Raw genomic sequence first — 25,922 nt, 5'->3', positions numbered from 1 at the left:
CGATCAGCTGCAGCGACTGCGGCGAGCGCCGGGCCAATTCCTCGAACACCCTCAACCAGATACCTCGCTTGGCCCAGCGATTGAACCGGTTGTAGACCGTTGTGTAAGGGCCGTACCGACCGGGAAGGTCGCGCCACGGAGCCCCGGTGCGCAGCACATAGAAGATCGCGTTCACCACCCGCCGATCGTCCACCCGCCGCTTGCCCTTGCCCGGCTTGGGCAAGAGCGGCCCGACAAGCGCCCACTCTTCATCGCTCAAATCATAACGTGCCATGATCTCCTCCTGCTTCGCGCAGAAGTGAATCACGCAATCAACGATCCGGGAATCCCCTTATTGAGTACAGACCCTAGTCGGGTGAAGCGATGCGGGCCCCGGTCCGGCTGCGCGGCAATTCCTTCACATGGATATCCAGCTGCGGGAAAGGGAATTCGATGTCATGGGCCTTGAAGGCCTTCCACAGCGCGACATTGACAGCGCTGCGAATATTGGAGAGCCCGTTTTCCGGATCGGTAATCCAGAATCGCAGATCGAAATCGACCGAGCTGGCACCATAGCCCATCAGATTGCACACCGGCGTCTTGTCAGCCAGCACACGCTCAACGCTCTGGGCCGCCTCGATCGCGACCCGCTGCACCAGTTCGACATCCTCGGTGGCATAGCTGACGCCGAATGGGGCGTGCACGCGCACCGCGCGGTCGGATTTCGACCAGTTGATGACGCCCTCGACGATAAAGCGCTCGTTCGGGATCAGCATTTCCGTGCCGTCACGGGTGCGGATCGAGACATAGCGCGACTGCATCTCCGTGACCCAGCCAAACGTGCCGTCAATCTCGAGCGCATCGCCCGGCTTGATCGACTTGTCGGCCAGCAGGGTGAAACCGGCGGCGAAGTTGGCGACGGTCTTTTGCAGGCCCAGGCCGACACCGATACCGACCGCACCGGAGAAGATGGCCAGCGTGGCGATGTTGAAGCCGGTCAGCTGCAGCGCGATCAGCAGGGCCGCGACCGGCAGCACGAAGCCGAGCACTTTGGCGATCAGGGCGCGGAAGGCCGGCGAGATCTCCTCGGCCTTTTCCAGCTGGGCATTGACGGCGCGCCCGGCCAGCGAGGCGAGCCAGAACAGGGCGGCGAAATAGATCACCGTGCGCAGGATATCGAACAGGCTGAGATCAACCGGCGCGCCATCGGCCGTCTCGCCCAGCGGAATGGCCAGCGCCTGCAATTGAATGACGACATCGTCGAGCAGACCGAACACATCGAGCGCGGCCACCGGCCAGATCACGTAAAACGCGACATTCGACCAGAATTTCGAGCGGATGATCAGCGTCACGGCGCGGATTACCAGCCAGGCCGACATCAGGCTCATCGCCGCATCAATCAGCCCATAGGGGCGGTCCAGACTGCCCAGAACAATGCGGATCGTCGCCAGCACCATCAACAGGGCCAGCGGTGTCGCCAGCGCCAGCGCCGCCGAGAGCAGGCGCCGCGCCAGACCGGTGCGGATACGCGAAGCGGTATGGTGTTCCACCAGCCGCCGCAAACGTGGCCCGAACATCAGGGCCGGAATAATCGCCGCCGCGATCAGCCCGATCTGCAGTGCGATATCCAGATTGAGCATGGCCTGGAGAAACCAGTGCCAGACGGCCAGCAGGTGTTCCTGCAAGACCTCGACCGGCACCAGATCGTCCAAGGCCGAGTCATCCTGTGTCTGAATCATCTGCTGTCCCCGCGGCTCGCTGATGCAGCGATAGCATTATTGCGGGGGCCGGTGCCAGTGCGCAGATGTGCACCTGACCCGCCTCACCCGCCCGGAGCCTGCCCCGGACCGGCCGAAGGCTGGATCCGGGGGCCCCCCTCTCCTCGCGGAGAGGGGGTATAGACATATCCAAAATTAAACATCGCCACAGGTCGGACGCGACAGCCCCATGATATTTACGCGTCTCCAGCGAGGTGATCCTGCTCCAAGCCTCGGCTGATCCTGAACAATGCGGTTTGATCCGCTGGAGGTTTTGACTCCGGCCGACCCGCACAATAACGATCTATGGATGTAACTTGCGTGGGGCATTCATGTTGTCTGATGGTGTGGTCGAGCGCGGCATGAATGCGCTGATGAATGGTGGCGTGTCGTTCGCGGCGGCATTGCTTTTGGGTGGGCTGTTTTGGCTGCTCTACAAATTCCTGGTCCTGGTGCGGCTGGATTGGGTCTTCGGGCGCTTGTTCACCGGTCTTGACCGCCTTTTGAGGCACGGTATTGCCCCAGCCATCGGCGCGTCGTTCCAGACCCGTTGGAAGCGTTGGGCGAGTTTCACAGCCTTTTTTGGCGTTCTGGCAGCGGTGGGCGCCTTCGCCCCGACATCGGTCGCGCTGGCCGCCGTTGCGATGGCGCTGGTGGCTGTTCTGGCGGTCTATCGGCTGTGGGAGCGGGACGAGGACAAGAAGCTTGAAAACCGGGCGCGCGGGCGTGCGGAGCAAGCGGACCAGGACTTGCGCGATGAGATGTTCCTCGGCGTCGCCCTGCTGCTCTTCTTTGTGCCCCTTGGTTATGTCCGCATCGCAGAGCTGGTGACGGTCACGGACGGGCATTCTGCACTGCCGTCAGTCGATGCGGCGCTCTTTGTGTGGGGTGAGCTGGCCAAGGCCATTCCGCTAGTCGATTGGAGCGAGGTGTTCCGCGTCAACAATCTGTCCGGCGTACAGTCCAGCGGCCAGGCCGGGCTGGTCCTCAATTTTGTCCTGCGCATCCTCTTCGACCTGCTCGTCCTGGCGGGCATTTTGAGAACCTTCGCCATCTTGCGCAGTGAGGCCGCCGGTATTGACCTGCGCAAACCTGCCCAGGACCTCAAATCCGGTGATCCCGGCAAAATCGACGCCGCTCTGGACGTCATCATCGACGCGGCCATGAAAGAGCGCCGCCACGCGATCGCCCACCTGTTCGAGATCACCCGGGCCAGCCGTCCTGACGGGCTGTTACAGGAGCCGGTCTGGCGGGAAAAAGCGGCCAAAGCCCTTGCGGATGCCGGGTACAGCCTGTCTCAGAACGCGCAAGACCTGACCGATCTCGACAACATACTGCTCGCCATCGAAGCCATGAAAACCGCCGCCCAGTATTTGAAGGGCAACAGTCCTGAGAAATGGGCGGCGATCCAGAACAATCTGGGCCTTGCGCTTCAAAGCCTTGGGCAGATGGCCGGGGATGCGAGCCGGATAGACGAGGCTGTGACCGCCTACCGGGCCGCGCTGGCGGTCTACACCCGCGAGGCGATGCCGTCGGATTGGGCGATGACCCAGCACAATCTGGGCCTTGCGCTTCAAACCCTTGGGCAATTGGTTGGGGATGGGGGGCGGTTGGAGGATGCGGTCACCGCCTACGAGGCCGCACTGGAGTTTCGAACCCACGATGAGATGCCGGCGGGTTGGGCCTTGACCCAGAACAATCTGGGTACTGCTCTTCAAACCCTTGGGCAAATGGCCGGGGATGCGGGTCGGCTGGAGGATGCAGTGACCGCCTACCGGTCCGCGCTGGAGGTTAGAACCCGCGCGGCAATGCCGTCCGATTGGGCCGCGACCCAGAATAATCTTGGCGGTGCGCTTGCCGCACTCGGGCAAATGGCCGGGGATGCGGGCCGGCTGGAAGGCGCGGTGACAGCTTTTCGGGCTGCACTGGAGGTCTATACCCGCGCGGCGACCGCGTCGAATTGGGCCATGACCCAGAATAATCTGGGTACCGCGCTTCTAGTCCTCGGGCAACAGTCAGGGGATGGGGGGCGGCTCGAGGATGCGGTGACAGCGTACCGGTCCGCGCTAGAGGTACATACCCGTGCGGCGATGCCGTTGGAATGGGCCAGGACCCAGACTAATCTGGGTGCCGTGCTTGCCGCCCTCGGACAACTGGCCGGAGATGCGGGCCGGCTGGAAGACGCGGTCACCGCCTATCGGGCGGCACTCGAGGTTAGAACCCGGGCGGCGATGCCACCGGATTGGGCCGCGACCCAGAACAACCTGGGCCTTTCGCTTCATGCCCTTGGGCAACTGGCCGGGGACGCGGGTCGGCTGGAGGAGGCAGTCACCGCCTACCGGTCCGCGCTGGAGGTTAGGACCCGCGAAGCCCTTGCGTCCGATTGGGCCGCGACCCAGAACAATCTGGGCAATACGCTTTCAGACCTCGGGGAACTGGCCGGGGACGCGAGTCGGCTGGAGGACGCGGTCACCGCCTACCGAGCTGCGCTGGAAGTGTATACCCGCACGGCGATGCCGTCGAATTGGGCCATGACCCAGAACAACCTGGGCCTTTCGCTTGCAGTCCTCGGGCAAATGGCCGGGGATGCGGGTCGGCTTGAGAATGCGGTGACAAAGTACCAGTCTGCGCTGGAGGTTAGAACCCGCGCGGCAATGCCATCCGATTGGGCCGCGACCCAGAACAATCTGGGCAGTGCGCTGGCAGACCTCGGGGAACTGGCCGGGGACGCGGGTCGGCTGGAGGACGCGGTCACCGCCTACCGAGCTGCGCTGGAAGTGTATACCCGCACAGCGATGCCGTCGAATTGGGCCACGACCCAGAACAATCTGGCTTCTGCGCTTCAAACCCTCGGACAACTGGCCGGAGATGCGGGCCGGCTGGAAGACGCGGTCACCGCCTATCGGGCGGCACTCAAGGTTTTCACCCGCGAAGCGATGCCGTCGGATTGGGCGATGACCCAAAACAATCTGGGCAGTGCACTTAAAATCCTCGGGGAGATGCTCGGAGATGCGAGCCGGATAGACGAGGCAGTGATCACTTTCCGGTCCGCGCTGGAGGTCTACACCCGCGAGGCGATGCCGTCGGCTTGGGCCTCGACCCAGAATAACCTCGGCAATGCGCTTGCGGCTTTGTGGCGGGAGAATGGCGATCAGCGTGCAAGAGCTGAGGCCATATCCGTGTGGACGGAGCTTGCGGAATACCATGATGGCCGAGGGGAGCCGCAAAGCGCTGATGACGTGAGAGCGCGGATTACGGAGCTCGAAAGTCGCTAACCAAAGCGGTAGCCAAGGCTGGACTCATGCGGCAGCCGCCTGTGCTTGATACCGCAAGGTCAGCTGGGATAAAATTCTGACGTCTCAGCGTACGAAGGATACGATATTCCTCATCCGGCCTCGCCGACTCCATCAGGTCGAAAACGTAGGCGTCTCGCCCGCTCGCACCATCAGCATGAAGTATTCCCCGCGTTGGATCAAACCCATCCGCGATCACTTGGATACGTGTTCGGATTTCCAGCATTCCATTGAGGTAATTCAGCCTCGCCCATGCCCGCAAGGTGCTGGCGCGCTGGCGCCACGACTACAACCACCACCGGCCCCCCTCATCCCTGGGCGGGCTCACGCCCGCAGCGTGTCGGTCGCTCGAGCTACGCGGGGGCTCCACTCCCGGCACGCTCGCCACATCGCAAACCATGGACTATGAAAGCGTCAGACTCTCGAAACGAACGAGTGAGCCGAAGGGCTCAGGTCAACTACGCTATCTCACTGCCGTTTCATGGAGAGCACAACACGGTCCTTCTCCGTGAGGAGAAGGTGGTCCGAACCGGATGAGGGGGAAACGCCGCCGGTCGGCGATTAGCGGCGCGAGCGCCAGTCCTGAGAGCGTGCGCAGGCCCGCCTCACCCGCCCTGCCGGGGCCCCTCACCTCATGGGAGAGGGAATTACCCCAGCAGCTTCTTCGCCAGGATCTCGTTGACCGCTTGCGGGTTGGCCTTGCCCTGCATCGCCTTCATCACCTGGCCGACGAACCAGCCCATCGTCTTGGGCTTTTCCTTCACCTGGGCGGCCTGTTCCGGATTGTCGGTGATGAGCTGGTCGATCACGGCTTCGATGGCGCCGGTATCGGTGACCTGTTTCATGCCGCGCGCCTCGACGATCTCGGCCGGATCGCCGCCTTCGTCCCAGACGATCTCGAACACATCCTTGGCGATCTTGCCGGAGATGGTGTCATCGCTGATCAGCGCGATCAGCTGGCCGAGCTGGGTCGCGGAGACCGGGCTCTCGGTGATGGAGAGGCCTTCCTTGTTGAGGCGGCCGAACAACTCGTTATTGACCCAGCTCGACGCCAGCTTGGCATCGCGGCCCTCGGCGACGGCCTCGAAATAATCGGCGCGGTCCTTGTCGGCAACGAGAACGGAGGCGTCGTAATCGGACAGGCCGAGATCGGTCACCAGGCGATGGCGCTTCTCGTCCGGCAATTCGGGCAGATTGCGCTTGATCTCGTCGACCCAGGCCTGCTCCAGCTCGAGCGGCAGCAGGTCGGGATCGGGGAAGTAGCGGTAATCATGCGCCTCTTCCTTGGAACGCATCGAGCGCGTCTCGCCGGTAACACTGTCGAACAGACGCGTCTGCTGCTGCACCGTGCCACCATCCTCGATCAGATCGACCTGGCGCTGGGCCTCGAAATCGATCGCCTGGCGGATGAAGCGCAGGGAGTTGACATTCTTGATCTCGCAACGCGTGCCGAGATGGCTGAAATCACCGGTTTCGCGGAATTTCTCATAGCCACCGGGGCGGCAGACCGAAACATTGACGTCGGCGCGCAGCTGGCCCTTTTCCATATCGCCGCCACATGTGCCCAGATAGCGCAGGATGGAGCGCAGTTTGGAAACATAGGCCGAGGCCTCTTCGGGCGAGCGGATATGCGGCTTGGAGACGATCTCCATCAGGGCGACGCCGGAACGGTTGAGATCGACATAGGTCGAGTTCGGATCGAGATCATGGATCGACTTGCCGGCATCCTGTTCCAGGTGCAGGCGTTCAATCCCGACCGTGAAGCGCGAGCCGTCATCGCGTTCGCATTCCAGCTCGCCCTCACCGACAATGGGGAACTGGAATTGCGAGATCTGATAGCCCTGCGGCAGATCGGGGTAGAAGTAATTCTTGCGGTCGAAGCGCGAGAAGAGATGGATCTCGGCATTGAGGCCCAGCCCGGTCTTCACCGCCTGTTCGACGACGGCGTGATTGATCACCGGCAACATGCCCGGCATCGCCGCATCGACCAGCGAGACCTGGGTATTGGGGTCCGCGCCGAAGGCGGTCGAGGCGCCCGAGAAGAGCTTCGAGTTGGAAACGACCTGGGCATGCACTTCAAGCCCCATCACGACTTCCCACTCGCCGGTGGAACCGGTGATGCGATAGGTGTGTTCACTCATGTCGGTCTGCCTCTTCAAAGCCTTCATGGATGGGCGTCAGCACGCCATCCAGATTATCGCCCACATACATAGTCCGGACGCGCTAGTCGTCCTCATCATCGTCATCGTCATCACAGGGCAACGGGGCATTGCCCGCCGCCTCATTCGCCATCGCCGCCTGGAGGCCCCGCCAGGACAGCGATGCGAGCAGGCCGAATACCAGGATCGCCACGCCCGTCGCCAGCAGGATGATCTCGGCCACCAGCGGCAGACCGAACTCCAGCTTCTCCGCGACCAGCGCCGCACCCAACAGGCAGACCAGCACGCCGGCATAGATTGCCGGGCGGATCAGCTTGACCGCTGCCGGTGCCGGCGCAGGGCTCATGGCGCGCGCTTGTTCGGCATCAGCGCCACCATTGCCAGGCGGATCGCGGCATAGACCAGCGCCAGTCCGATCGGCGCCAGCGCGATGGTCCACAGGCTGGGCATCGTCCCGGCAAACATCGCGCCGACCACCGTGCCACTGGAATACACCATCGGCAGGCCGAACATCGCGCACATCAGGGCGATCACCGCAAACATGATGCGGTCCATCACGCTCCGGGGCTTGGCGTCCGGCGTCTCTTCCGGGGTCTCGACGGGCGTGTTCTCGCTCATCGCCCTACCACCATTTGGCCGGTTTGGCGGTGAAGCCGGCGGCATCCTCGAGCGCGGCACCGACGGTAAACATCGTCTCCTCGTCGAGCGCCTTGGTGATGATCTGCAGCCCCAGCGGCAGGCCATCCTTGTCGAGCCCGGCGGGCACCGACATGGCGGGCACACCGGCCAGATTGGCGGTCACGGTGAAGACGTCATTGAGATACATCGCGATCGGGTCATTCGATTTCGACCCCAACGGGAAGGCCGCCGACGGTGCGGACGGCGTCAGGATGGCATCGACCTTTTCGAAAGCCTGGTCGAAATCCTGCAGGATGCGCGTGCGCACTTTCAGGGCGCGCAGATAATAGGCGTCGTAATACCCGGCCGAGAGCACATAGGTGCCGATCATGATGCGGCGCTGGACCTCGGTGCCGAAACCGCTCGCGCGGGTCTTCTCATAGGTCTCGGTCAGATCCTTGCCCTCGACGCGATTGCCGTAGCGCATGCCGTCATAGCGGGCGAGATTGGACGAGGCTTCCGCCGGCGCGACGATGTAATAGGCCGGCAGGGCGTATTTGGTGTGCGGCAGGGAGATGTCGACGATCTCGCAGCCGGCGGCCTTGAGCCATTCAATGCCCTGCTGCCAGGCCTGCTCGATCTCGTCGGGCATGCCATCGACGCGGTATTCCTTCGGCACGCCAATGCGCAGGCCCTTGACCGAGCGGCCACAGGCGGCGACGAAATCGGGGACTTCGTTGGGCAAGGACGTCGAATCCTTGGGGTCATGGCCCGACATCGCCTGCAGCAGCATGGCGCCATCCTTGACCGTCTTGGCAAACGGGCCCGGATGGTCGAGCGAGGAGGCAAAGGCGATCGCGCCCCAGCGCGAGGTGCGCCCATATGTGCCCTTTACGCCGACCGTGCCCGTAAACGAAGCCGGCTGGCGGATCGAGCCGCCGGTATCGGTGCCGGTCGCGCCAAAGCACAAGTCGGCGGCAACTGCGGTCGCCGAACCACCCGAGGAACCCCCCGGTGTCAGGGTCTCGCCCTTGGCGCCCTTCCAGGGGTTGTTGACCGGACCGGTATTGGAGGTCTCGTTGGAGGAGCCCATCGCAAACTCGTCCATCGAGGTCTTGCACAGGAAGACGCCGCCATTATCCCACCAGGACTGGGTCACCGAGCTCTCATAGGGCGGTTTGAACCCCTTGAGGATGTTCGAGGAAGCCGTCGTCGAGACGCCTTCAACCGCGAACAGATCCTTGATCGCCAGCGGCGCGCCTTCCAGCAGCCCGCCCTCGCCGCGCGCCAGGCGCTCGTCAGAGGCTTTCGCCATCGCCATGGTCTTGGCTTCATCAAACGCCGTGAAGGCATTCAGCGCGCCCTGGGCCGACCGGCAGGCGGCCAGCGCTTCTTTCGCCAATTCGGTCGCGGAGACTTCGCGCGCCCGCAGCTTGGCGGTGACATCGGTAAGGGAGAGTTTGAGGAGATCGCTCATGGTCTCTATTCCACGCTCTTGGGCACAACGAAAAATCCGTCTTCGCTGCTGGGCGCATTGGCCAGCACCTTGTCGCGAATCCCGCCATCATTGACGATATCCTCGCGCTGCGGCAGCGGGAATTTGACCGGTGTGGTCATCGGCTCGACGCCTTCGACATCAACCTCGTTGAGCTGTTCGATCCAGGCGAGAATCCCGTTCAACTCGCCGACCAGCGTGTCGATTCGGTCTTTGGGTTCGGCAAGGCGTGCAAGCCGGGCAATGCGGCGCACATCATCAGCGGTGACGGACATGGAAATCAGCTCCGGGCAATCGATGCCGACTGAGTAGCAATACGTCTTCGCAGGTGCAAGAAAGCTTGACGGCAAACCGCACTCGGAGCATTTCGAACCCATGGCCCTGATTGACCTTGAAGACTTAGCCCAAGGCCCGATCCTTGCGCTCGATCCGGGCTCCAAGACGATTGGTGTTGCGGCCTGTGGTGCCACGCGCGGGCTCGCCACGCCGGTGGAAACCATTCAGCGCACGAAGTTCACCCATGACGCGGCCCGCATTTTCCAGCTCTATGATGAGCGCAAGGCGGTCGGCCTGGTGATCGGCCTGCCCTATAATATGGACGGATCGGAAGGCGCACGTGCCCAGTCCTCTCGCGCCCTGGCCCGCAATCTGATCAATCTGCGCGATATCCCGATCATCTTCCAGGATGAACGCCTCTCAACCTTCGAGGCCACCGAGGCGCTGATCTCCGCGGGCATGCGCCGCGAGCGCCGCAAGGAAGTCATCGATGCCCATGCTGCCGCCAATATATTGCGCAGCGTGCTCGACCGGCTGGAGCATTTATAGGCCATGATCCTCGCCGCCCTCTTCCCGATCTTCGGTGTCATCGCCATCGGCTGGCTGCTGCGCCGTTCCGGCTTGTTGCCGGACAATAGCTGGGGCCCGGTCTCGCGCCTGGCTTATCTCGGCCTGTCGCCGGCCCTGCTGTTTACAGCCATCGCCCGCGCCGACCTCTCATCGATCACGCTGGGCCCCTTCCTGATCGCCTCAGTGCTCGGCTTTCTGGCGATGGCCGTCATCATGCTGGCGCTCAAACCGGCGCTGAAAATCCCCGACCCGACCTATACCAGCGTCTTCCAGGCGGTGTGCCGCTGGAACGGGATGCTGATCCTGGCGCTCGGCATCGCGCTGTTCGGCGACCAGGGCGAAATCCTTGTCGCCCTGGTGATGGTCGTCTCCATCCCGCTGGTGAATATCGAGTGCGTCGCCGCCCTGGCGGTCTGGGGTGAAGGCGCGGCGCCGAACTGGCGCTCCATCCTCTACCGCATCGTCACCAACCCGCTCATCCTCGGCTCGGTCGCAGGCGGCGTGGTCAATCTGGCCCACATCCCCGTCCCGGCCGCCCTGACCGACACGCTTTCCCTGCTGGGCGAAGCCGCCCTGCCGCTTATCCTGCTCTCGGTTGGCGCCGGACTGAGCTTTACGACCATGCGCGCACGGCCACGCCTGCTGGCCCTGTCGGTCTTCCTCAAGCTCATGGTCGGGCCATTGGTCTTCTACGGCGTTGGCCGAGCCATGGGCCTGGAGGGCATCCCGCTGACCATCCTCCTGCTGACCGGTTCCTCACCCGGCGCCGGCTCGGCCTATGTCCTGGCCCAGCAAATGGGCGGTGACGCCCCCTATTCCGCCGGCGACATCACGGCTTCTACGCTGTTCTGCTTCATCACCATCCCGTTCTGGCTCTGGCTGCTGGGCTAGCCGCCCCCCTTCCTTCTCCCACGGGGAGAAGGTGCCCGAAGGGCGGATGAGGGGGGAAACACCACCGGTCGGCGATTAGCGTCCGCTGCGCCAGTCCTGCGCTGTGCACATGGCCCGCCTCACCCGCCCTGCCGGGCACCCTCTCCTCATGGAGAGGGAAACGCCCCCCTTGCCACGCCCCGCCTCGCCGCCTATACCGCGCCGACCCCTTGGGCGGGTCGCTTTAAGCGGGAGGCGGGATGAGCCGCGCGGAATTTTCCTACGATTTCCCTCACCGTCACCTTCTATCGGTGGCCGACCTCAATCCCGTTGATATCGCGATCATTTTCGAGCGCGCCGAGGTCTTCCTCAAGCGCAACCGCACGCCGGACAAATCCTCGGACGGCTTACGCGGGCTGACCGTGCTCAACCTGTTCTTCGAGGCCTCGACGCGCACCCAGGGCAGTTTCGAAATGGCGGGCAAGCGGCTCGGCGCCGATGTTGTCAATTTCGCCATGGCCTCTTCGTCGACCTCGAAGGGCGAGAGCCTGTCGGATACGGCGCGCACCCTGGCGGCGATGCAGCCCGATATTCTCGTGGTGCGCCATCCGGCGACCGGGGCACCGAAATTCCTTGCCGAGGCGACCGGGCTGTCCGTGATCAATGCCGGAGATGGCATGCATGAACACCCGACCCAGGCGCTGCTCGACAGTTTCACCCTGGCCCAGCGCTGGGGCTCGGTCGGCGGGCGGCGGATCCTGATCGTCGGCGATATCCTGCACAGCCGCGTCGCGCGCTCCAATATCGGCCTGCTGAATATTCTCGGTGCCGAAATCCGCCTGTGTGCCCCGCCAACCCTTTTGCCAACCGATGTCGACCAATGGGGTGTCGAGGTCTTCCATGATCTCGATGCGGCGCTGGTCGGCTGTGATGCGGTGATGGCGCTGCGGCAGCAGAAAGAGCGCATGACGGGCAGTTTCGTGCCGTCTGAGCGGGAATTCTTCCACCTGTTCGGGCTGACGCATGAACGCCTCGAAGTCGCCTCACCGGACGTGCTGGTGCTGCATCCGGGACCCATGAATCGCGGTGTCGAAATCCATACCCGCCTCGCCGATGATCCCGAGATCAGCCTGATCCTCGATCAGGTCGAGAGCGGTGTCGCCATACGCATGGCGATGCTGGAACTGATCGGCACCAATATCCGCAAGGGATATGGATCATGATGTTTGCCATCATCAATGCACGCCTGGTCGATCCAGCCTCTGATTATGACGGGCCCGGCGGTGTGGTGGTCGAGGACGGCATCATCATCGAGGCCGGACCGGATATCGATATCGATGCCTGCGACGAGATCATTGATGCGCGTGGCCGTATCCTCGCCCCGGCGCTGATCGATCTGCGCACCGCCAGGGAACCCGGCCTCACCCCCGATGGCGAGACGATGGGCTCGCTGGCGGCGGGAGCCGCGCGCGGCGGTGTCGGCACACTCATGCTGGCGCCCAATGCCCGCACGCCGCAGGACAGCCCTGACAGCCTCGCCGCGCTGGTGCGCACATTCAGCGATCATGGTGTGCGCTTCCTCGCGGCTGGTGCCGCCACGGTGGGCCTTGCGGGCGAGCAAATGGCCGAGATCGGGCTGCTGGCACGCTGCGGCGCCGTCATGGTCGGCAATGGCGACCGGCCGATCGCCGACAGCCGGGTGATGCGGCGCGTCCTGGCCTATTCCAGCCAGTTCGATTTCTGGCTCGCTTCGCGCCCGGCCGATGCCGAGCTTTCCGCCGGCACGGTGGCATTGGAAAGCGACTGGTCGGCGCGCATGGGCCTGCCCTCGGAACCCGCCATCTCCGAACGCATCGCCATCGAGCGTGATGCCAGCCTGGCCGAGCTTTCCGGCGGCAAACTCCTCATCGACCGGCTCTCGACCGAGGCCGGGCTGGATGCGCTGCGCCATGTCCGCTCGCGCGACATCGAAATCGCCGCAACCGTGGCCGTCGCTCACCTCACCCTCAATGAAACCGACGCCGGTGATCTCGATTCGGCTTTCCGCATGGATCCGCCCCTGCGCTCGGAACTGGATCGCCGCGCCCTGGTCGAGGCCGTCATCAATGGCGAGATCAATGCCGTCGTCTCCGATCACCGCCCGACCCCGTTTGACGACAAGGGCGAACCGTTTGCGCTGGCGATCTCCGGCACATTGAGCGTCGAGACTTTGCTCGGCGCCATGCTCGGCCTGGTCCATGATGGCCAGTTGGAACTGATCGACGCCCTACGCGTCCTGACCTGCGGCCCCGCCGATCTGCTCGGCCTGCCCCAGGGGCGTGTCACAGCGGGCGCTCCGGCCGACCTGATCCTGATCGATGGCGATATTCCCTGGGTCGTCGATGCCGATGCGCTCGCCTCGCCGCGCGCCAATTGCGCCTGGTCGGGACGGCGTTTCCAGGGGCGGGTCTTGCAAAGCTTCGTCGGCGGGATCAATATACACAACCATGACGGGTAGATCGTAATGAATGCGCTTTTTATTCTGATCGCGGCACTGGCCGGCTATCTGCTCGGCTCCATCCCTTTCGGCCTGGTGATCACCAAGCTGGCCGGGCTGGGCGATATCCGCGCCATCGGTTCGGGCAATATCGGCGCGACCAATGTGTTGCGTACCGGGCGCAAGGATCTGGCGCTGGCCACCTTGCTGCTCGATGCCGGCAAGGCGGGCATCGCCGCGGCGATCTTCGGCTTTTTCCTCGGCACCACGGCCGGCCTGGTCGCCGGGGCCGCTGCCTTCGCCGGGCATTGCTTTCCGGTCTGGCTCAATTTCAAGGGCGGCAAGGGCGTCGCGACTTTCGTCGGCACGGTGCTGGTCGTGTCCTGGCCGGTCGGGCTGGCGGTGATCGCCAGCTGGCTGATCACGGCAGCGATTTTCCGCATGTCCTCGCTCGGCGCCCTGGTCGGTGCGCTGGCCGCACCGGTCGCGGCGCTGGTCCTCGGCCGGCCCGATGTCGCGATCATGACCGGGCTGCTCGCCGTGATGATCTACTGGCTGCACCGGGCGAATATCGGGCGCATCCTCAAGGGTGAGGAGCCGCGCATCGGTGGTGGCAAGAAGACGCCAGCCGACGGTGAGTCTACGGCAGACGAAACCTGAACCAACGGCACACGGGCAGCATACGAAGGACAGACGGGCGGCAAATCCGCAGCAGGCAAAGGCAGGGCAGATTCGGAGGCTGCCGTGAGGTCGGCAGAACTGAGCTATAGCGAGCGATGTGACTGGTTGCGCCTGGCAAGAACGCCGCGCATCGGCCCCGTCAGCTTTGCCCGGTTGCTCGCCCGTTTCGGTAGCGCCGAAGCTGCCATCAATGCCCTGCCCGGCCTTGCCAGGACAAGCGGATCGCCCCGCCCCGCCATCCCGCCGCGCGAGCGCGCCGAGGCCGAAATCGACGCCATAGACCGCGCCGGCGTCCGCCTTCTGGCCCATTGCGAGCCGGATTTTCCCCACGCCCTCGCCTGTATCCCCGCTCCACCGCCGCTTATCCTCGTCAAGGGCCGCCTCGAACTGGCGACAAGACCCTGTTGTGCCATGGTCGGCGCGCGCAATGCCTCGGCCGCGGGCCTGCGCTTTTCGCGACAGCTTGCCCATGGTCTGGGCTCGGCCGGCATTGTGATTGTCTCCGGTCTGGCACGCGGCATTGATGGCGCCGCCCACGCCGGGGCGCTCGAGACCGGAACCATCGCCGTCCTCGCAGGCGGGCTGGATTACATATATCCGCCCGAGCATTACGAACTGCACCACGCCATCGCTCAGCAGGGCTTGCTGGTCTCCGAAGTCGCCCTGGGATGCTTGCCGACGGCGCGCGATTTTCCGCGCCGCAATCGCTTGATCTCCGGCCTGTCGTCCGGGGTGTTAGTGGTTGAAGCGGCAGTGAAATCCGGCTCGCTCATCACCGCCCGCTTTGCCGCTGAACAGGGCCGCGAAGTGATGGCCGTTCCCGGTTCACCGCTCGACCCGCGCGCAAGGGGCGGCAATCAATTATTGCGCGACGGCGCGCATCTGATTGAAAGCGTGGAGGATGTCCTGGCCATACTGGAGAACACACCGGCCATTGAGCGTGAAGGACTTGAACCGGGCCATGATGGCAACGGGCTGGAGGATGAGGCGCTTGAAGTTGTCGACTGGCCGATGCCGGATCAGACCTCCGATATCCCCGCGCCGGCCGATCCGGTTGACCGCGTTCGCGCCCTGCTGTCGCCCACACCGATCTCGGCCGATGAATTATCGCGCCAGGCCGCCATCCCCGCCGGGGCGATCGGCGCTATAATCCTGGAACTGGAAATGGCGGGGGAGGTCAATATTTTGCCGGGCGGGCTTTTGCAGGCCAATCAGTCATCCTGAAGCACGACCGAGCCCTCAAGCTCGACCATCAGCGCCGCGACCTCGATCAGGCTGCTGGAACGGCCCAGTCCCGCGCGCAGCGCCCGTTCGCTCATTTCTCGCAAGTCCAGTGCAATCAGGCTCATTGCCGGATCGCTGCCGGTCTCGATGCGGGGGCTGCGTCCGAACAGGTCACGCTGTTTCGCCTTGCGCCTGTGCCCATTCCCGCCTGAAGGTTTCATTGCCCTCACTCCAAACCCGGGCAGAAGCAATACAACCTTTTCGTGTCTGGATCAATTCAACCCGCCAAAGGCCGGGTCAATCCTGATCGCCCAGCGCTGCGAGCAGGATATCACGCGCTTCCTGGACCTGGCGGGCCAGCGCCGCCGAACCACCACCGGTGTCCGGGTGCAGTTTCTTCATCAGGTTGCGATGGGCCTGGCGGATTTCCTCACGCGTCGCCCCCAGGCCAACCGAGAGGATCTCACGCGCTTCGTCCAGGCTCATACTATTGCCCGATTGCGGTGGCGAACTGCCGGACGCGCCATTCTGTCCGGGCCCGCTATAGGCGATCCCGAGCATGCCCAGTCCGAACAGACCGATCGGCACGCCCAGTGCCACCGCACCGCGCAAGGTCAACAGGGCGCCGGCCAGCACGGCACCGCCACCGAGCAGCATGCGGACCAGGCGGGCAGCCCGCGCCGTCTTCTGCCGCGAAAACCACCAGGCGGCGCCGAGAAAGCCTGCTAGGGCGAGAAATCCGAGAAAGAATGCCGCCATATCAGAACGGGATGGCCTGTCCCTCAAGCCCCGATAATTTGAGCACAATGAGAAGGTCCCGCAATTCCTGGCGGGCTGCGACATGGCTCATGGTGAAAGGCAGGGTCGAGCCGCTTTCGGTCAGGTCGAGCAAGGTCAGGCCGAGCGGAAACAGTTCGCGATAGATGACACGTTCGGCAAATCCGGGAGCCAGCCGGAAGCCGATCCGTTGCGACAGCATTTTCAGCCCTTCGCCAACGCGCCGCTTGTTGCGCGCATCCAGCATGGAGACCCGGTTACGCATCACAACCCAGTCGATCGAGCGGCGTTCCAGCGCGGCCTTGCGCTTGCGGCACTCCCAGACCATTTCGCTATAAACACTGGGTCGCCCGACCTGGAAGGTGTCCGGATCGATCTCGGCCAGCAGGTCAAAATCGACAAAGCTGTCATTGACGGGCGTCACAATGGTATCGGCGGCCGAATGGGCCAGGCGTGAATACAGCGTGTCAGCGCCGGGAGCGTCGATGACGATGAAGTCGGTCCGCGCCTTGAGATCGCTCAGTGCGTGGGAGAAACGCTCGGTCTCCTCCATCTCGGCAATATCCAGATCACGCTGGGCGCTTGGCGCCACGGCGATCTCGCTCACCCGCGGCAGGTCGACACCATGCTTCTCGCACCAGGCATTGCGATTTCCGAGATAGCGCGAAAAACTGCGCTGGCGCAGATCCAGATCGATCGCGCCGACCCGCTTGCCCATCCGCATCAGCGCCACGGCCAGATGCATCGCCACAGTGGACTTGCCCGCGCCGCCCTTCTCATTGCCGACGACAATCAGATGCGCCTCGGCGACGCCGTCGCGGACGCGGCCGACAGGGCGTGTGGGAAGTTTGAAAGCAGAGTGTGTGGTCATGGTTTCAGTAGCCTAGTCCGCGCGCCTGCAACGCGACACAAGATCAAGCAGGCAAGACTGCCAGTGCCGCATGTCAGTGCAGCGCGTCCCCACCGGCATCGGCCAGTGGTCGACCGGAAAAGTCAACCGGCAGGCAGTATTCACCGGCGCGGGTTATCGCCGCACAGGCGGTGCGCGCGGCCGCCAGCGTATCATACGGACCCGCCTGCAGGCGCAGGAATTCGCCCCGGTCGGGGATATTTACCGCCTCGATGCGCGCTTCGCGGTCGGCGAGCAGATCCGGGAACCGCGCCTGTAATTCAGCCCAGCCGGACACACTGTTTGCCATTGTCCTGTAAGAGGCGAGATGAATGCCATGCCACAAGCTCGGCGCGGTCAGCATGGCCTCCGGCGCGCCGGCCATCAGCTGCGCGCCCGGCGCGGCCTGTACGGCCGCCGGTGGCGGGCCGGCCAGCGCCAGGGCGAGCGCGCGCAATTGCGGCGCCACCGCCGTCAGGCTATCCGGCTCATGGCGGGCACGGCGATCAAGCTCGCGCGCCGTGATTTCGGCGATCCGGGCATTTTCGGTCTCGGCAACGGGCGGCAGGGAGACCATGGCTTCGGGCGCATCCGCCGTCGTGGTGCAAGCGGACAGCCCGGACACAAGCGCCATGGAGGCGAGAAGAAGTCGCAGAGTTTTCATGACACTCCGTCTAGACCGAGTCGGCGCGCTTGCCTCCCTCATCGCTTATGATTATGCCGATGGCCGACAGTTTTCCGGAAGCCCCATGCACAATCTGCAAATCCCCCATGCCACCACGATTTCCGCCCTGCGCGCGCGCATTCGCAGCTGGCGCGCGGACGGCTTGAGCGTCGGCTTCGTGCCGACCATGGGCGCCCTGCACCAGGGCCATCTTGCGCTGGTGCAGCTGGCCAAGGCCCAGTGCGACCGGGTGGTCGCCAGTATTTATGTCAATCCGGCCCAATTCGCGCCGGGCGAGGATTTCGAGGCCTATCCGCGCAGCGTGATCGAGGATTCGCAGAAACTGACGGAAGCCCGGTGCGACCTCGTCTACCTGCCGACCACCGAGGTGATCTACCCGGAGGGCTTTGCCACCACAATCTCGATGACCGGCCCCGCCGCCGGACTGGAAAGTGCCGCGCGGCCGCATTTCTTCAATGGCGTCGCCACGGTTGTCGCCAAACTGCTCAACCAGGTCCGGCCGGATGTCGCGGTGTTTGGCGAAAAGGATTACCAGCAATTACTGGTGATCCGGCAACTCGCGCGCGATCTTGACCTGGGCGTCGACATCATTGCCGGTGAGACCGTGCGCGAGCGCGACGGCCTCGCCCTGTCATCGCGCAATGCCTATCTCAGTGCGGATGATCGCCAGCGCGCCGGCCGGCTCAATCAGATCCTGAAACAGTGCGCGGCGGCGCTCGCCGACGGTCAGAGCATTGCACAGGCCCGCCAGACGGCGTTTGAGGCCTGCCTGGCCGGCTTTGATAGCGTCGACTATGTTGAAGTGCGCTGCGCGACCAGTCTGGCAGAGCTGGCCGACGGCCGGCTGGACACCCCCGCTCGGGTGCTGGCCGCCGTACGCCTCGGCAAGACCCGGTTGATCGATAATTGTGCAGCGACGCCTTCCTGACGCCCGAATTGGCGCTAAGCTGATCACGGATAAACCGATCTGGACGCGGCGACATGAAACTCCTTCTCCCCCTGACTGTGCTGGCCTGGCTGGCCATGCCGCTGAGCGCCTGCGCCCAGCCCGCGCGCGCCCAGGTACAGCAGGCCGAACTCGTCGCCACCTATCCGCATGACGAAGCCGCCTTCACCCAGGGCCTGTTCATGCATGACGGCGCGCTGTTCGAGAGCACGGGCCAGGTCGGCCAGTCGAGTCTGCGCCGCGTCGAGCTGGAAACCGGCAATGTCCTGCAGCAAGTCAATATAAACCCGCCCGTTTTCGGCGAGGGCAGCGCCCGGATTGGCGACGCGATATATATGCTCAGCTGGCTGTCGCAAACGGGCATGGTGTTTGACGCCGCGAGTTTCGAACTGATCGACCAGTTCAGCTATCCCGGCGAAGGCTGGGGCCTGACGACGGATGGCACCCGCCTCATCCTCAGCGACGGGTCGCCGCAATTGCGCTTCCTTGAGCCGGAAACAATGGAATTGACCGGCACGCTCGACGTCACGCTCAACGGGCGCCTCGTCCGGCGGATCAATGAACTGGAGTGGGTCGCGGACGAGATCTGGGCCAATATCTGGCAGACCAGCACGATTGTCCGCATCGATCCGCAAACCGGCATCGTCACCGGCCTGGTCGACCTGACAGCCCTGCTCCCCGCCGGCCTGGCGGATCCACGCGATGCTGTCGCCAATGGCATTGCCTGGAATCGTGAGACCGGCCAGATCTATGTCACGGGCAAGCTTTGGCCGGTCCTGTATGAGATCCGCCTGCCCGACAGCGCGGAATAGGCGCTACCAGGCGCCGATTTCCATCAGCCGGGCCCGGAGATCGTCGGGAAGCCCCGCACCGCCCTCACCGGGTCCTGAGAGGTCGCGCGGGGCGTCCTCCGGCTTCAGATAGCGCCACCCCTGGAACGGCCGCTTCGGCGAAGGCGATGTCCGGACCACGTCTGGCGCCATGATGATGGCGCAGCGCTTGATGCCATCCTCGCCCTGAACCTGTTCCAGCGCGATGATCTCGGACCGGCATTGCACAGCGCCATTGATCACCCAGTAAAGCGAACCGCCGGCCTCGAGCTCATCCTTGCGCGAGGGCATCATGCGGGTCACATGCATCATGACTTCCGGCTCGCCGGCCGCGCACCGTGCCGCAGTTTCGCGCCGGATCGAAGCCTCGAGCTGGTCGACTTCCTTTACGCCAACACAAAGTTTTATCAGATGGATCGCCATGACTGGCATCTAAGGCCAATCCGCACCCCGGTCAAAGGCTTGCGCATCAATGCTTGCTTATGACACCGGTCAGCCAGATGCTGTACGCACCACCAACTGCAGGCCCTGAATTGCCCATGCAATCCTCCCCACAGCCCGATCTGACGCGCTTCGCCCACCATCTTTTCACGGCATTATTGCTGGCCCAGCTGATCCTGCCGCTCTTCTTCACCTTGCAGATCACGCTGGTCTGGATGGGGGCCGACGCTTGGACGGTGTCCCCCGAACGCGTCCGGGTGACGGTCAGGGAGACGCCATTGCCCGCCATCATCGCGCCATTCCTGCGCTGCGGGCTGATCATGGCCATGCTCTACACCCACCACCGCGCGCCCCGCTGGACCCTGCCCCTGTTGTTGAGCAGCATCCTGATTCACATCATTGGCTGGACGTCGATTGTCGGCAATCCCTACTTCAATGCCCCCACAGGCTATGTCACGCTGACAATCGGGTCCGCCCTGCTCATCCTGCTCGTACTGAATCCAGCGTTGCAGAAGCCCCGATCCTGATGCCGCCTAGGCCGCCTGCCGGTCGATAAACCCGTCCGGTGCGGTCGGGTCGATATCGAAGGTCGTCTCGCTCTTGGGCATGGGCCTGTCGGGCGCGCCAAAATATTTGAGCTGCAGCTTGACCGCCGCCGTCAGCGCCTGCTTGGCAAGGGCGACCAGCCCGTCCGGCCGGGTCGATTTCGGCACCCAGCCAAAGCGGCGGCGCAGCACGCCATTGGCGTAGAGCACGGCATTTTGCCGGCGCGACCTGGCAGTCGATATCTCGAACGGAACAGAAACATTGATGCCCGACTGGTTCTCGATCCGGTGCGGGGCGTGCAGCGGCCAATTGACCGCCATGCCGGGATGCAGGTCGAGGGTGAAGGCATCCTTGTCCCAGACCGGGTTGAAGGGGATGTCCTCGGTCTTGTCATGATGCAGCATCGCCTCAACATCATCGGTATTGAGATAGGGCAGTTTTGGTGGATAGACCCGGAAGCGCTTCACGCCGCGCATGTGCCAGAGCATGGTTTCCGACGCGTCGGAATGCAGGAAGACCTGCGCTGACGGCGAGGAGATCAGGATGCCGGCCTCGGCCATGAAGGGCTTGAAGCCGGGACTGGCGCGCTTCATGTCGGCCAGCATGGCGTCGAAGATGGGCCGGTATTGCGGATCCAGATCCATGGCGTGGCGCAGATTGAGCCACAGCTTGCCGCGGCGCACCGCATCGATCAATTCCATCCCCGACAGCGCGCCGGGATCGCCGGCACGCCAGCTGTCGTGATCGGTGGCATCATCGCCCATGGTGCAGAAATCGATCAGCTCGCGTGGGTGGCGTTCGATCAGTGCGGCCAGTGCCATGTCCGAAAACAGGTGATGTTCGTGATAATTATGGCGGACGGTGACAGGCTCGGTGCGGAATTTCTGCCGCGCCTCGACTGACCAATTGCTGGAAAATCGCTCCATGAAAGTGTCACGCATTGAACCGGCTCCCTCTGCTCTCCCTTTCGATGAGCAGGAATGATGCCAGTTTCGCGTCAGGCGGGAATTCAGTCCGCGCCGGCGTCCACTTCATGCAGCAGGACCAGAATATCGCCCTCGGCCACCTGGGCACCGGCATCCACCCGCACCTCGGCGAGACTGCCATCGCGCGGCGCTACAAGCGCATGTTCCATCTTCATGGCCTCGAGCACGACAAGCGCCTGGCCCTTGACCACATTGTCGCCGACACTGACATGAACCGCCAGCACCTTGCCCGGCATCGGCGCCTTGATTGTGTCGCCTGCTTCCAGCGCATCGACTGCCGCGTCAGGGTGAGACAGGGCGAAGAGACTTGTGCGCCCCCGGGACGAGACAAGATACCCCTGCTCCATCAGCTCGAACTCGGCGGAAACAACCTCGCCGCCGCAGCTTGCCTCGAACAGGTAGCCGTCATCGAGCGCTTGGATTTCCAGCCCGTCCAGCTGCATCGATGCACCATCAGCGTGGACAGTCATCTGGTCACCCGAGATCGCCAGAGACACATCAATCGGTGCGCCGTCCAGTTCGAACCGGTGGGAAATCCGCGGCGCACCATTCATCCGCCAGCCATCGGCGACATCGAACGGGTCGGAAAGGTCGGCGAGCAACGGCCGTAAGTCGAGCGCGCCGAGTACGGCGAAACCGGCATCGGCCAGGTCAAATGCGGCTGGCACCAAGGCTTCCAGATGGGTCTCGATGAAACCGGTATTCAGGCGCGCCGCGAGGAAATCAGGGTGCAAGACGGCCCGGCGCAGGAAGCCGGCATTGGTCTTGACCGGCCAGACGACGAGTTCATCGAGCATCCCGGCCAGCCGCACGGCCGCAGCCTCCCGGGTCTCGCCATGGGCGACCAGCTTGGCAATCATCGGGTCATAGTGAAGCGAGACCTCGCCGCCCTCTTCCACACCGGTCTCGACGCGCTCATCATCGCTGTCAGCGGGCAAGGTCAGCCGGTGCAGCGCACCGATCGAGGGCAGAAAACCATTGACCGGGTCTTCGGCATAGAGGCGCGCCTCGATCGCATGACCATGCAGGCCGATCATGTCCTGTTCCGGCACCGACCCGCCGGCCGCGACAGTGAGCTGAAGCTCGACCAGATCCAGGCCGGTGACCATTTCGGAGACCGGATGCTCGACCTGTAGCCGCGTATTCATCTCCATGAAGAAGAAGCCGTCCTCGCGCAGCGGCCCCGAGCCGTCGACAATGAATTCCACCGTGCCAGCGCCAACATAATCAACGGCTTTGGCGGCATTGATCGCAGCCGAACACATGGCGGTGCGCACGGCGGGCGTCATGCCCGGCGCCGGCGCTTCCTCGATCACTTTCTGATGGCGGCGCTGGAGCGAGCAGTCGCGCTCATACATGTGCACGACACGGCCGCGGCTATCGCCAAACACCTGAACTTCGATATGGCGCGGATTGGTGATGAATTTCTCGATCAGCACCCGGTCATCGCCAAAGCTCTTGGACGCCTCGCGCTTGCAGCTTTCGAGATCGGCGAGGAAGTCGGCCGCGCGCTCGACCTTGCGCATGCCCTTGCCGCCGCCACCGGCCACGGCCTTGATCAGCACGGGATAGCCGATCGATTCTGCGGCGTCCCTGAGATGGCCCGGATCCTGATTTTCGCCATGATAGCCGGGCGTCACCGGAACGCCGGCGGTCTCCATCAGGGCCTTGGCGCGATCCTTCAGCCCCATGGCCCGGATCGAGGCTGCAGACGGGCCGACGAAGATGATTCCCTTCGCCGAGCAGGCCTCGGCAAATTCGGCATTCTCCGACAGGAAGCCATAGCCGGGATGAATCGCATCGGCGGCGGTTTGCGCCGCGGCAGCGAGGATCTTGTCGGCACGCAAATAGCTGTCCGCAGCAGGCGCCGGGCCGATCAGAACCGCTTCGTCAGCCATGCGGACATGCAGGGCGTCAGCATCGGCCTCGGAATACACAGCGATACAGCGAATCCCCATCGCCTGCGCAGTGCGCATGATACGACAGGCGATTTCGCCACGATTGGCGATCAGGAGCGTTTTGATCATATCGGCATTCCGCAAGCTCTGAATGGGGCAATTACCTGCGGTTTGTGCGCGATTGCGGCGGTCGGCGCAATAACTTCATACCCCCCGGCCGACCGGCCAGCGTTCAGCAGGCCGGAGCGTCGCCGCTGGCAGCTTTCAACTGCGATGGCGAAACAATGGTCGGGATCGAGCCCTTGGCGTGGTTCAGTGGATTTTTCCAGATCCGAACCGTGTATGCCAGCTGCGTGGCCGCACAGACCCGACCGATCTGACCGGCATCCGCGCCGCCCGTCAGCTCAACAATGTCTCCAATGTGAAATCTCATGGCACCCTCAATCGTTTTCTGGCGGGTCGGTGGGATAATTCTCCAGGCTCATGAGTGACCGGTAGGCGCCGAAAACCGTCTGGATTGCGGCCTCTGCGCGCGCGCGGTCTTCCGGTTCAGCGCCATCCGCAAATGCCTCCTCTTCAGCAAGTACAGCGTGCGCCATTTCTATTATGGCGCGGGCCTGCGCGCCCTCGCGAGCCTGGCGAACCAGCTCGGTCTGCCGAGCCGATTGCAGCCGCCCGCCCTGACCCGCCAGGCCGTTATTATTCCCGCTCCCACTGGTCGCAACAGGAACACCCGCCATTTGCGCGCCCAGCAACAGCGCCTGGGTCGATACCTTGCTGGCGATGGCCGCGACCGTGCTGGGGTCGAAGGTCATCCCCTTCACTGAAAAATCACCCGTTGAGTTGAGCCGGATCACAATGTCGGTATTGCCGAAATGCCCGGAACCGCTGGCCTGATTATAATTATTGCGCCAAAAATTATCCGGCAGGGCCCGAAGTGCATAGGCATAGCCGGTGCCAACAAGACTACCCTCACCGATCACCGAACGTGAACTCCGGCCCAGTGCAGCGAGCGCCGCTGCGACCTCGGGCGACACTTCGGCCCCGGATGTGCCAACGGGGGTCTGCGCCGCGTCGACGACCGCGACCGGGGTGTCTGGCGGAGCCGGTGGGCCGTCGAGCACGCCCGTCTGCCCGCGGTTCAGCCCGCCGGCGGCCTCGGCGGACTGCCGCGCAAGCGCCGAGTTCTCCGCGGCGATAGCCATCAACTGATCGATCAGCGCGTCGATCGCCTCGTTGAGTTCGGCATCCAGCTCCGAACGCTGCTGAATCAAGGCGCTGAGTGGGCCGCTCACATACCATTGCTCACCCGGATTGCTGGCCAGATAGGCCTCACGTATTTGGTGATTGAGGGTCACAGCCCGGGCCCAGTAGCGGTCTGTCTCGCTCTGGACATCCCTACGCAACTGGCCAGTTTGAAGATCTTCGGCTCGCCTGTGAAGTCGCGGCACCTCATCCGGGTCGGCCGTCCGGGCCAGATCGATATAGCTCTGTGCGACGGCGTTGAAAGCGACAGACACGCGTTGCTGCAAGGCCTCGGTGCGTATCCTCAGATCCGCCTCGCTCTGCGACAGGTAGCGGAAAGACTGCTCGCGTGCGGATTGCAGCGCGATCGCGGCTCGAACCTCGGTCGCGTCCGCCACATCGACCTGGACGCTGAGGCTGGAACAACCTGCCAGCGCGACCATCAGACCAAAGGCGAGCGTCAGTCTCAGAGATGTCCTCATTCGCGCCGGGCCTCCCGGTCAAGCCCGGCGGCGGCGGCGCCAAACCAGCCACGCGCCTCGTCGAAACCGGAAAACGGCTCGGCCCGCCCCATGCTGCGGGCGAGGACGCCGAGAGCTCGCAGATACTCCGCTTCAGCCGCTGTACCGGCCTGCGCCTGCGCTGCCCGTTCCAGCGATTGCCCAAAGCTGACTGTCATGGCATTGGCCAGCGAAATCTGCGCTGAGGCCCGGGCATTGCTCTGCTCGAGGCCGCGAAACCGCTCCTGATTGAGCAGGTTGGTGACGGCCTGCGCGACGATTTCCGATTCAGAAAAACTGCCAATCGTCCGGGCGATTGAGTCCGCATTGGTACTGAAAATCAGGACGAATGCGCCATTATCCATAGTGGGTGACAGCAGGGAGATATCATCCGGAGCGCCTTCCCCGCTTCCCAGCGACGACAATTGCCGCGACGCATCGGAGGACGGCGAGGTTGCACCATTATCCATGCGCAGCTCATCAAACAGGAAGTCGACAGCCCGCTCATCATAGAAGCCGGCGACAAAGCGCGACGATGAGAATTGCGCGTCGGCGGCAACCTGGAGACGGAAAAACTCGATGGGTTCGCGCGGTTCATCGCGTGAATAGGCCGCGAAATAATGCGTTTCCGTCACATTGGACGCGCAGGCGGTGGCGAGCACAGCCGCGGTCAGGATGGTCAAATATCGAATGATGATGCGCCGCATTACTCGGTCCCCGCCGGTAATCAGAACTGCAACCATAAGGATGAATATTATCCGACGCAAGCTGGAGCAGACCG

General features: G+C 63.6%; 28 protein-coding genes and 1 pseudogene. 11 read left to right on the top strand and 18 right to left on the bottom strand.

Annotated features, from left to right (window positions below; translation table 11 throughout):
• Both BLT42_RS13525 and BLT42_RS13520 read right to left on the bottom strand, forming a co-directional pair.
• On the bottom strand, positions 1 to 274 hold a 274-nt coding region (locus BLT42_RS13525), incomplete at its 3' end, for an IS5 family transposase (RefSeq protein WP_143024160.1).
• Positions 275 to 347: 73 nt separating this feature from the next.
• A complete protein-coding gene (locus BLT42_RS13520; RefSeq protein WP_091771671.1) occupies positions 348 to 1,718 on the bottom strand; it encodes a mechanosensitive ion channel family protein in 1,371 nt (456 codons plus the stop codon).
• Positions 1,719 to 2,068: 350 nt separating this feature from the next.
• Between BLT42_RS13520 and BLT42_RS13515 the strand changes: the two genes are divergently transcribed.
• Positions 2,069 to 5,011 carry a tetratricopeptide repeat protein gene (locus BLT42_RS13515; protein ID WP_091771669.1) on the top strand — a complete coding sequence of 981 codons (2,943 nt, stop codon included), beginning with the start codon at positions 2,069 to 2,071 and terminating at the stop codon, positions 5,009 to 5,011.
• Here the strand turns inward: BLT42_RS13515 and BLT42_RS15365 are convergent.
• Positions 4,989 to 5,255 carry a CRISPR-associated endonuclease Cas1 gene (locus BLT42_RS15365; protein WP_091771667.1) on the bottom strand — a complete coding sequence of 89 codons (267 nt, stop codon included), beginning with the start codon at positions 5,253 to 5,255 and terminating at the stop codon, positions 4,989 to 4,991. The genes BLT42_RS13515 and BLT42_RS15365 overlap by 23 nt on opposite strands.
• A 28-nt stretch (positions 5,256 to 5,283) precedes the next feature.
• Between BLT42_RS15365 and BLT42_RS15290 the strand changes: the two are divergent.
• Positions 5,284 to 5,541, top strand: a pseudogene (locus BLT42_RS15290) (integrase core domain-containing protein); the annotation flags it as partial.
• Between the two features lie 135 nt (positions 5,542 to 5,676).
• Here BLT42_RS15290 and gatB read toward each other — a convergent pair.
• The 5 genes from gatB to gatC form a co-directional block, all read right to left on the bottom strand.
• Complete coding sequence (gene gatB / locus BLT42_RS13500; RefSeq protein ID WP_091771691.1) at positions 5,677 to 7,170, bottom strand: Asp-tRNA(Asn)/Glu-tRNA(Gln) amidotransferase subunit GatB; 1,494 nt, start codon at positions 7,168 to 7,170, stop codon at positions 5,677 to 5,679.
• A gap of 82 nt (positions 7,171 to 7,252) precedes the next feature.
• Positions 7,253 to 7,534, bottom strand: a complete 282-nt coding sequence (locus BLT42_RS13495; protein WP_091771663.1) for a hypothetical protein — start codon at positions 7,532 to 7,534, stop codon at positions 7,253 to 7,255.
• A complete protein-coding gene (locus tag BLT42_RS13490; RefSeq protein WP_091771661.1) occupies positions 7,531 to 7,806 on the bottom strand; it encodes a hypothetical protein in 276 nt (91 codons plus the stop codon). Before BLT42_RS13490 ends, BLT42_RS13495 begins: the two co-directional genes overlap by 4 nt.
• Before the next feature lie 4 nt (positions 7,807 to 7,810).
• On the bottom strand, positions 7,811 to 9,283 hold the full coding sequence (gene gatA / locus BLT42_RS13485) for an Asp-tRNA(Asn)/Glu-tRNA(Gln) amidotransferase subunit GatA (protein ID WP_091771659.1): 1,473 nt from the start codon (positions 9,281 to 9,283) through the stop codon (positions 7,811 to 7,813).
• A 5-nt stretch (positions 9,284 to 9,288) separates the two neighbouring features.
• On the bottom strand, positions 9,289 to 9,576 hold the full coding sequence (gene gatC, locus BLT42_RS13480; protein ID WP_091771657.1) for an Asp-tRNA(Asn)/Glu-tRNA(Gln) amidotransferase subunit GatC: 288 nt from the start codon (positions 9,574 to 9,576) through the stop codon (positions 9,289 to 9,291).
• A gap of 100 nt (positions 9,577 to 9,676) precedes the next feature.
• Here gatC and ruvX point away from each other — a divergent pair, with 100 nt between their 5' ends.
• The 6 genes from ruvX (at position 9,677) to dprA (ending at position 15,398) form a co-directional block, all read left to right on the top strand.
• Entirely contained in the window at positions 9,677 to 10,126 is a 450-nt protein-coding gene (gene ruvX, locus BLT42_RS13475) for a Holliday junction resolvase RuvX (protein ID WP_091771655.1), read from the top strand.
• A gap of 3 nt (positions 10,127 to 10,129) precedes the next feature.
• Positions 10,130 to 11,038, top strand: coding sequence for an AEC family transporter (locus BLT42_RS13470; protein ID WP_091771653.1), 909 nt, complete (start codon positions 10,130 to 10,132; stop codon positions 11,036 to 11,038).
• A gap of 239 nt (positions 11,039 to 11,277) precedes the next feature.
• Positions 11,278 to 12,240, top strand: a complete 963-nt coding sequence (locus BLT42_RS13465) for an aspartate carbamoyltransferase catalytic subunit (protein ID WP_091771651.1) — start codon at positions 11,278 to 11,280, stop codon at positions 12,238 to 12,240.
• The gene (locus BLT42_RS13460; RefSeq protein ID WP_091771649.1) at positions 12,237 to 13,514 is read left to right on the top strand and encodes a dihydroorotase; all 1,278 of its coding nucleotides are present in this window, start codon (positions 12,237 to 12,239) and stop codon (positions 13,512 to 13,514) included. The genes BLT42_RS13465 and BLT42_RS13460 overlap by 4 nt, the downstream gene beginning before the upstream one ends.
• Positions 13,515 to 13,520: 6 nt before the next feature.
• Positions 13,521 to 14,153 carry a glycerol-3-phosphate 1-O-acyltransferase PlsY gene (gene plsY, locus BLT42_RS13455; RefSeq protein WP_091771647.1) on the top strand — a complete coding sequence of 211 codons (633 nt, stop codon included), beginning with the start codon at positions 13,521 to 13,523 and terminating at the stop codon, positions 14,151 to 14,153.
• Between the two features lie 84 nt (positions 14,154 to 14,237).
• The gene (gene dprA, locus BLT42_RS13450) at positions 14,238 to 15,398 is read left to right on the top strand and encodes a DNA-processing protein DprA (protein WP_091771645.1); all 1,161 of its coding nucleotides are present in this window, start codon (positions 14,238 to 14,240) and stop codon (positions 15,396 to 15,398) included.
• Here dprA and BLT42_RS13445 read toward each other — a convergent pair.
• The 4 genes from BLT42_RS13445 to BLT42_RS13430 form a co-directional block, all read right to left on the bottom strand.
• Positions 15,386 to 15,619, bottom strand: a complete 234-nt coding sequence (locus BLT42_RS13445; RefSeq protein WP_091771643.1) for a hypothetical protein — start codon at positions 15,617 to 15,619, stop codon at positions 15,386 to 15,388. The two genes, dprA and BLT42_RS13445, sit on opposite strands and share 13 nt — an antisense overlap.
• A gap of 76 nt (positions 15,620 to 15,695) precedes the next feature.
• Positions 15,696 to 16,157, bottom strand: coding sequence for a DnaJ domain-containing protein (locus tag BLT42_RS13440; protein WP_091771640.1), 462 nt, complete (start codon positions 16,155 to 16,157; stop codon positions 15,696 to 15,698).
• A 1-nt stretch (position 16,158) separates the two neighbouring features.
• Entirely contained in the window at positions 16,159 to 17,046 is an 888-nt protein-coding gene (locus BLT42_RS13435; RefSeq protein WP_091771639.1) for a division plane positioning ATPase MipZ, read from the bottom strand.
• Positions 17,047 to 17,119: 73 nt separating this feature from the next.
• Positions 17,120 to 17,728, bottom strand: a complete 609-nt coding sequence (locus tag BLT42_RS13430; protein WP_176780367.1) for an SPOR domain-containing protein — start codon at positions 17,726 to 17,728, stop codon at positions 17,120 to 17,122.
• 85 nt (positions 17,729 to 17,813) lie between these two features.
• On the opposite strand from BLT42_RS13430, the gene panC reads away from it, so the two are divergent.
• Both panC and BLT42_RS13420 read left to right on the top strand, forming a co-directional pair.
• Positions 17,814 to 18,677, top strand: a complete 864-nt coding sequence (gene panC, locus BLT42_RS13425) for a pantoate--beta-alanine ligase (RefSeq protein ID WP_091771635.1) — start codon at positions 17,814 to 17,816, stop codon at positions 18,675 to 18,677.
• A gap of 53 nt (positions 18,678 to 18,730) precedes the next feature.
• Positions 18,731 to 19,507 (top strand): glutaminyl-peptide cyclotransferase, encoded by a 777-nt coding sequence (locus BLT42_RS13420; protein ID WP_091771633.1) that lies wholly within the window; start codon positions 18,731 to 18,733, stop codon positions 19,505 to 19,507.
• A gap of 3 nt (positions 19,508 to 19,510) precedes the next feature.
• Here BLT42_RS13420 and BLT42_RS13415 read toward each other — a convergent pair whose 3' ends face one another.
• Entirely contained in the window at positions 19,511 to 19,948 is a 438-nt protein-coding gene (locus BLT42_RS13415) for a DUF1489 family protein (protein WP_091771630.1), read from the bottom strand.
• A gap of 116 nt (positions 19,949 to 20,064) precedes the next feature.
• On the opposite strand from BLT42_RS13415, the gene BLT42_RS13410 reads away from it, so the two are divergent.
• Positions 20,065 to 20,493, top strand: a complete 429-nt coding sequence (locus BLT42_RS13410; protein WP_091771628.1) for a hypothetical protein — start codon at positions 20,065 to 20,067, stop codon at positions 20,491 to 20,493.
• A gap of 6 nt (positions 20,494 to 20,499) precedes the next feature.
• Here the strand turns inward: BLT42_RS13410 and BLT42_RS13405 are convergent, their stop codons facing one another.
• The 5 genes from BLT42_RS13405 to BLT42_RS13385 form a co-directional block, all read right to left on the bottom strand.
• Positions 20,500 to 21,453 carry a hypothetical protein gene (locus tag BLT42_RS13405; RefSeq protein WP_091771626.1) on the bottom strand — a complete coding sequence of 318 codons (954 nt, stop codon included), beginning with the start codon at positions 21,451 to 21,453 and terminating at the stop codon, positions 20,500 to 20,502.
• Between the two features lie 68 nt (positions 21,454 to 21,521).
• Complete coding sequence (locus tag BLT42_RS13400) at positions 21,522 to 23,525, bottom strand: acetyl/propionyl/methylcrotonyl-CoA carboxylase subunit alpha (RefSeq protein ID WP_091771687.1); 2,004 nt, start codon at positions 23,523 to 23,525, stop codon at positions 21,522 to 21,524.
• Positions 23,526 to 23,628: 103 nt separating this feature from the next.
• On the bottom strand, positions 23,629 to 23,829 hold the full coding sequence (locus BLT42_RS15285) for a hypothetical protein (protein ID WP_091771624.1): 201 nt from the start codon (positions 23,827 to 23,829) through the stop codon (positions 23,629 to 23,631).
• Positions 23,830 to 23,836: 7 nt separating this feature from the next.
• Positions 23,837 to 25,123: a hypothetical protein gene (locus tag BLT42_RS13390; protein WP_143024157.1), complete on the bottom strand. Its 1,287-nt coding sequence runs from the start codon at positions 25,121 to 25,123 to the stop codon at positions 23,837 to 23,839.
• Positions 25,120 to 25,848 carry a hypothetical protein gene (locus BLT42_RS13385; protein ID WP_091771620.1) on the bottom strand — a complete coding sequence of 243 codons (729 nt, stop codon included), beginning with the start codon at positions 25,846 to 25,848 and terminating at the stop codon, positions 25,120 to 25,122. Before BLT42_RS13385 ends, BLT42_RS13390 begins: the two co-directional genes overlap by 4 nt.
• Positions 25,849 to 25,922: the final 74 nt, after the last annotated feature.

It is taken from the genome of Maricaulis salignorans, assembly GCF_900103475.1.
Taxonomy (GTDB): Bacteria; Pseudomonadota; Alphaproteobacteria; order Caulobacterales; family Maricaulaceae; genus Maricaulis; species Maricaulis salignorans.
This window is presented reverse-complemented; position numbering and strand designations above follow the sequence as displayed.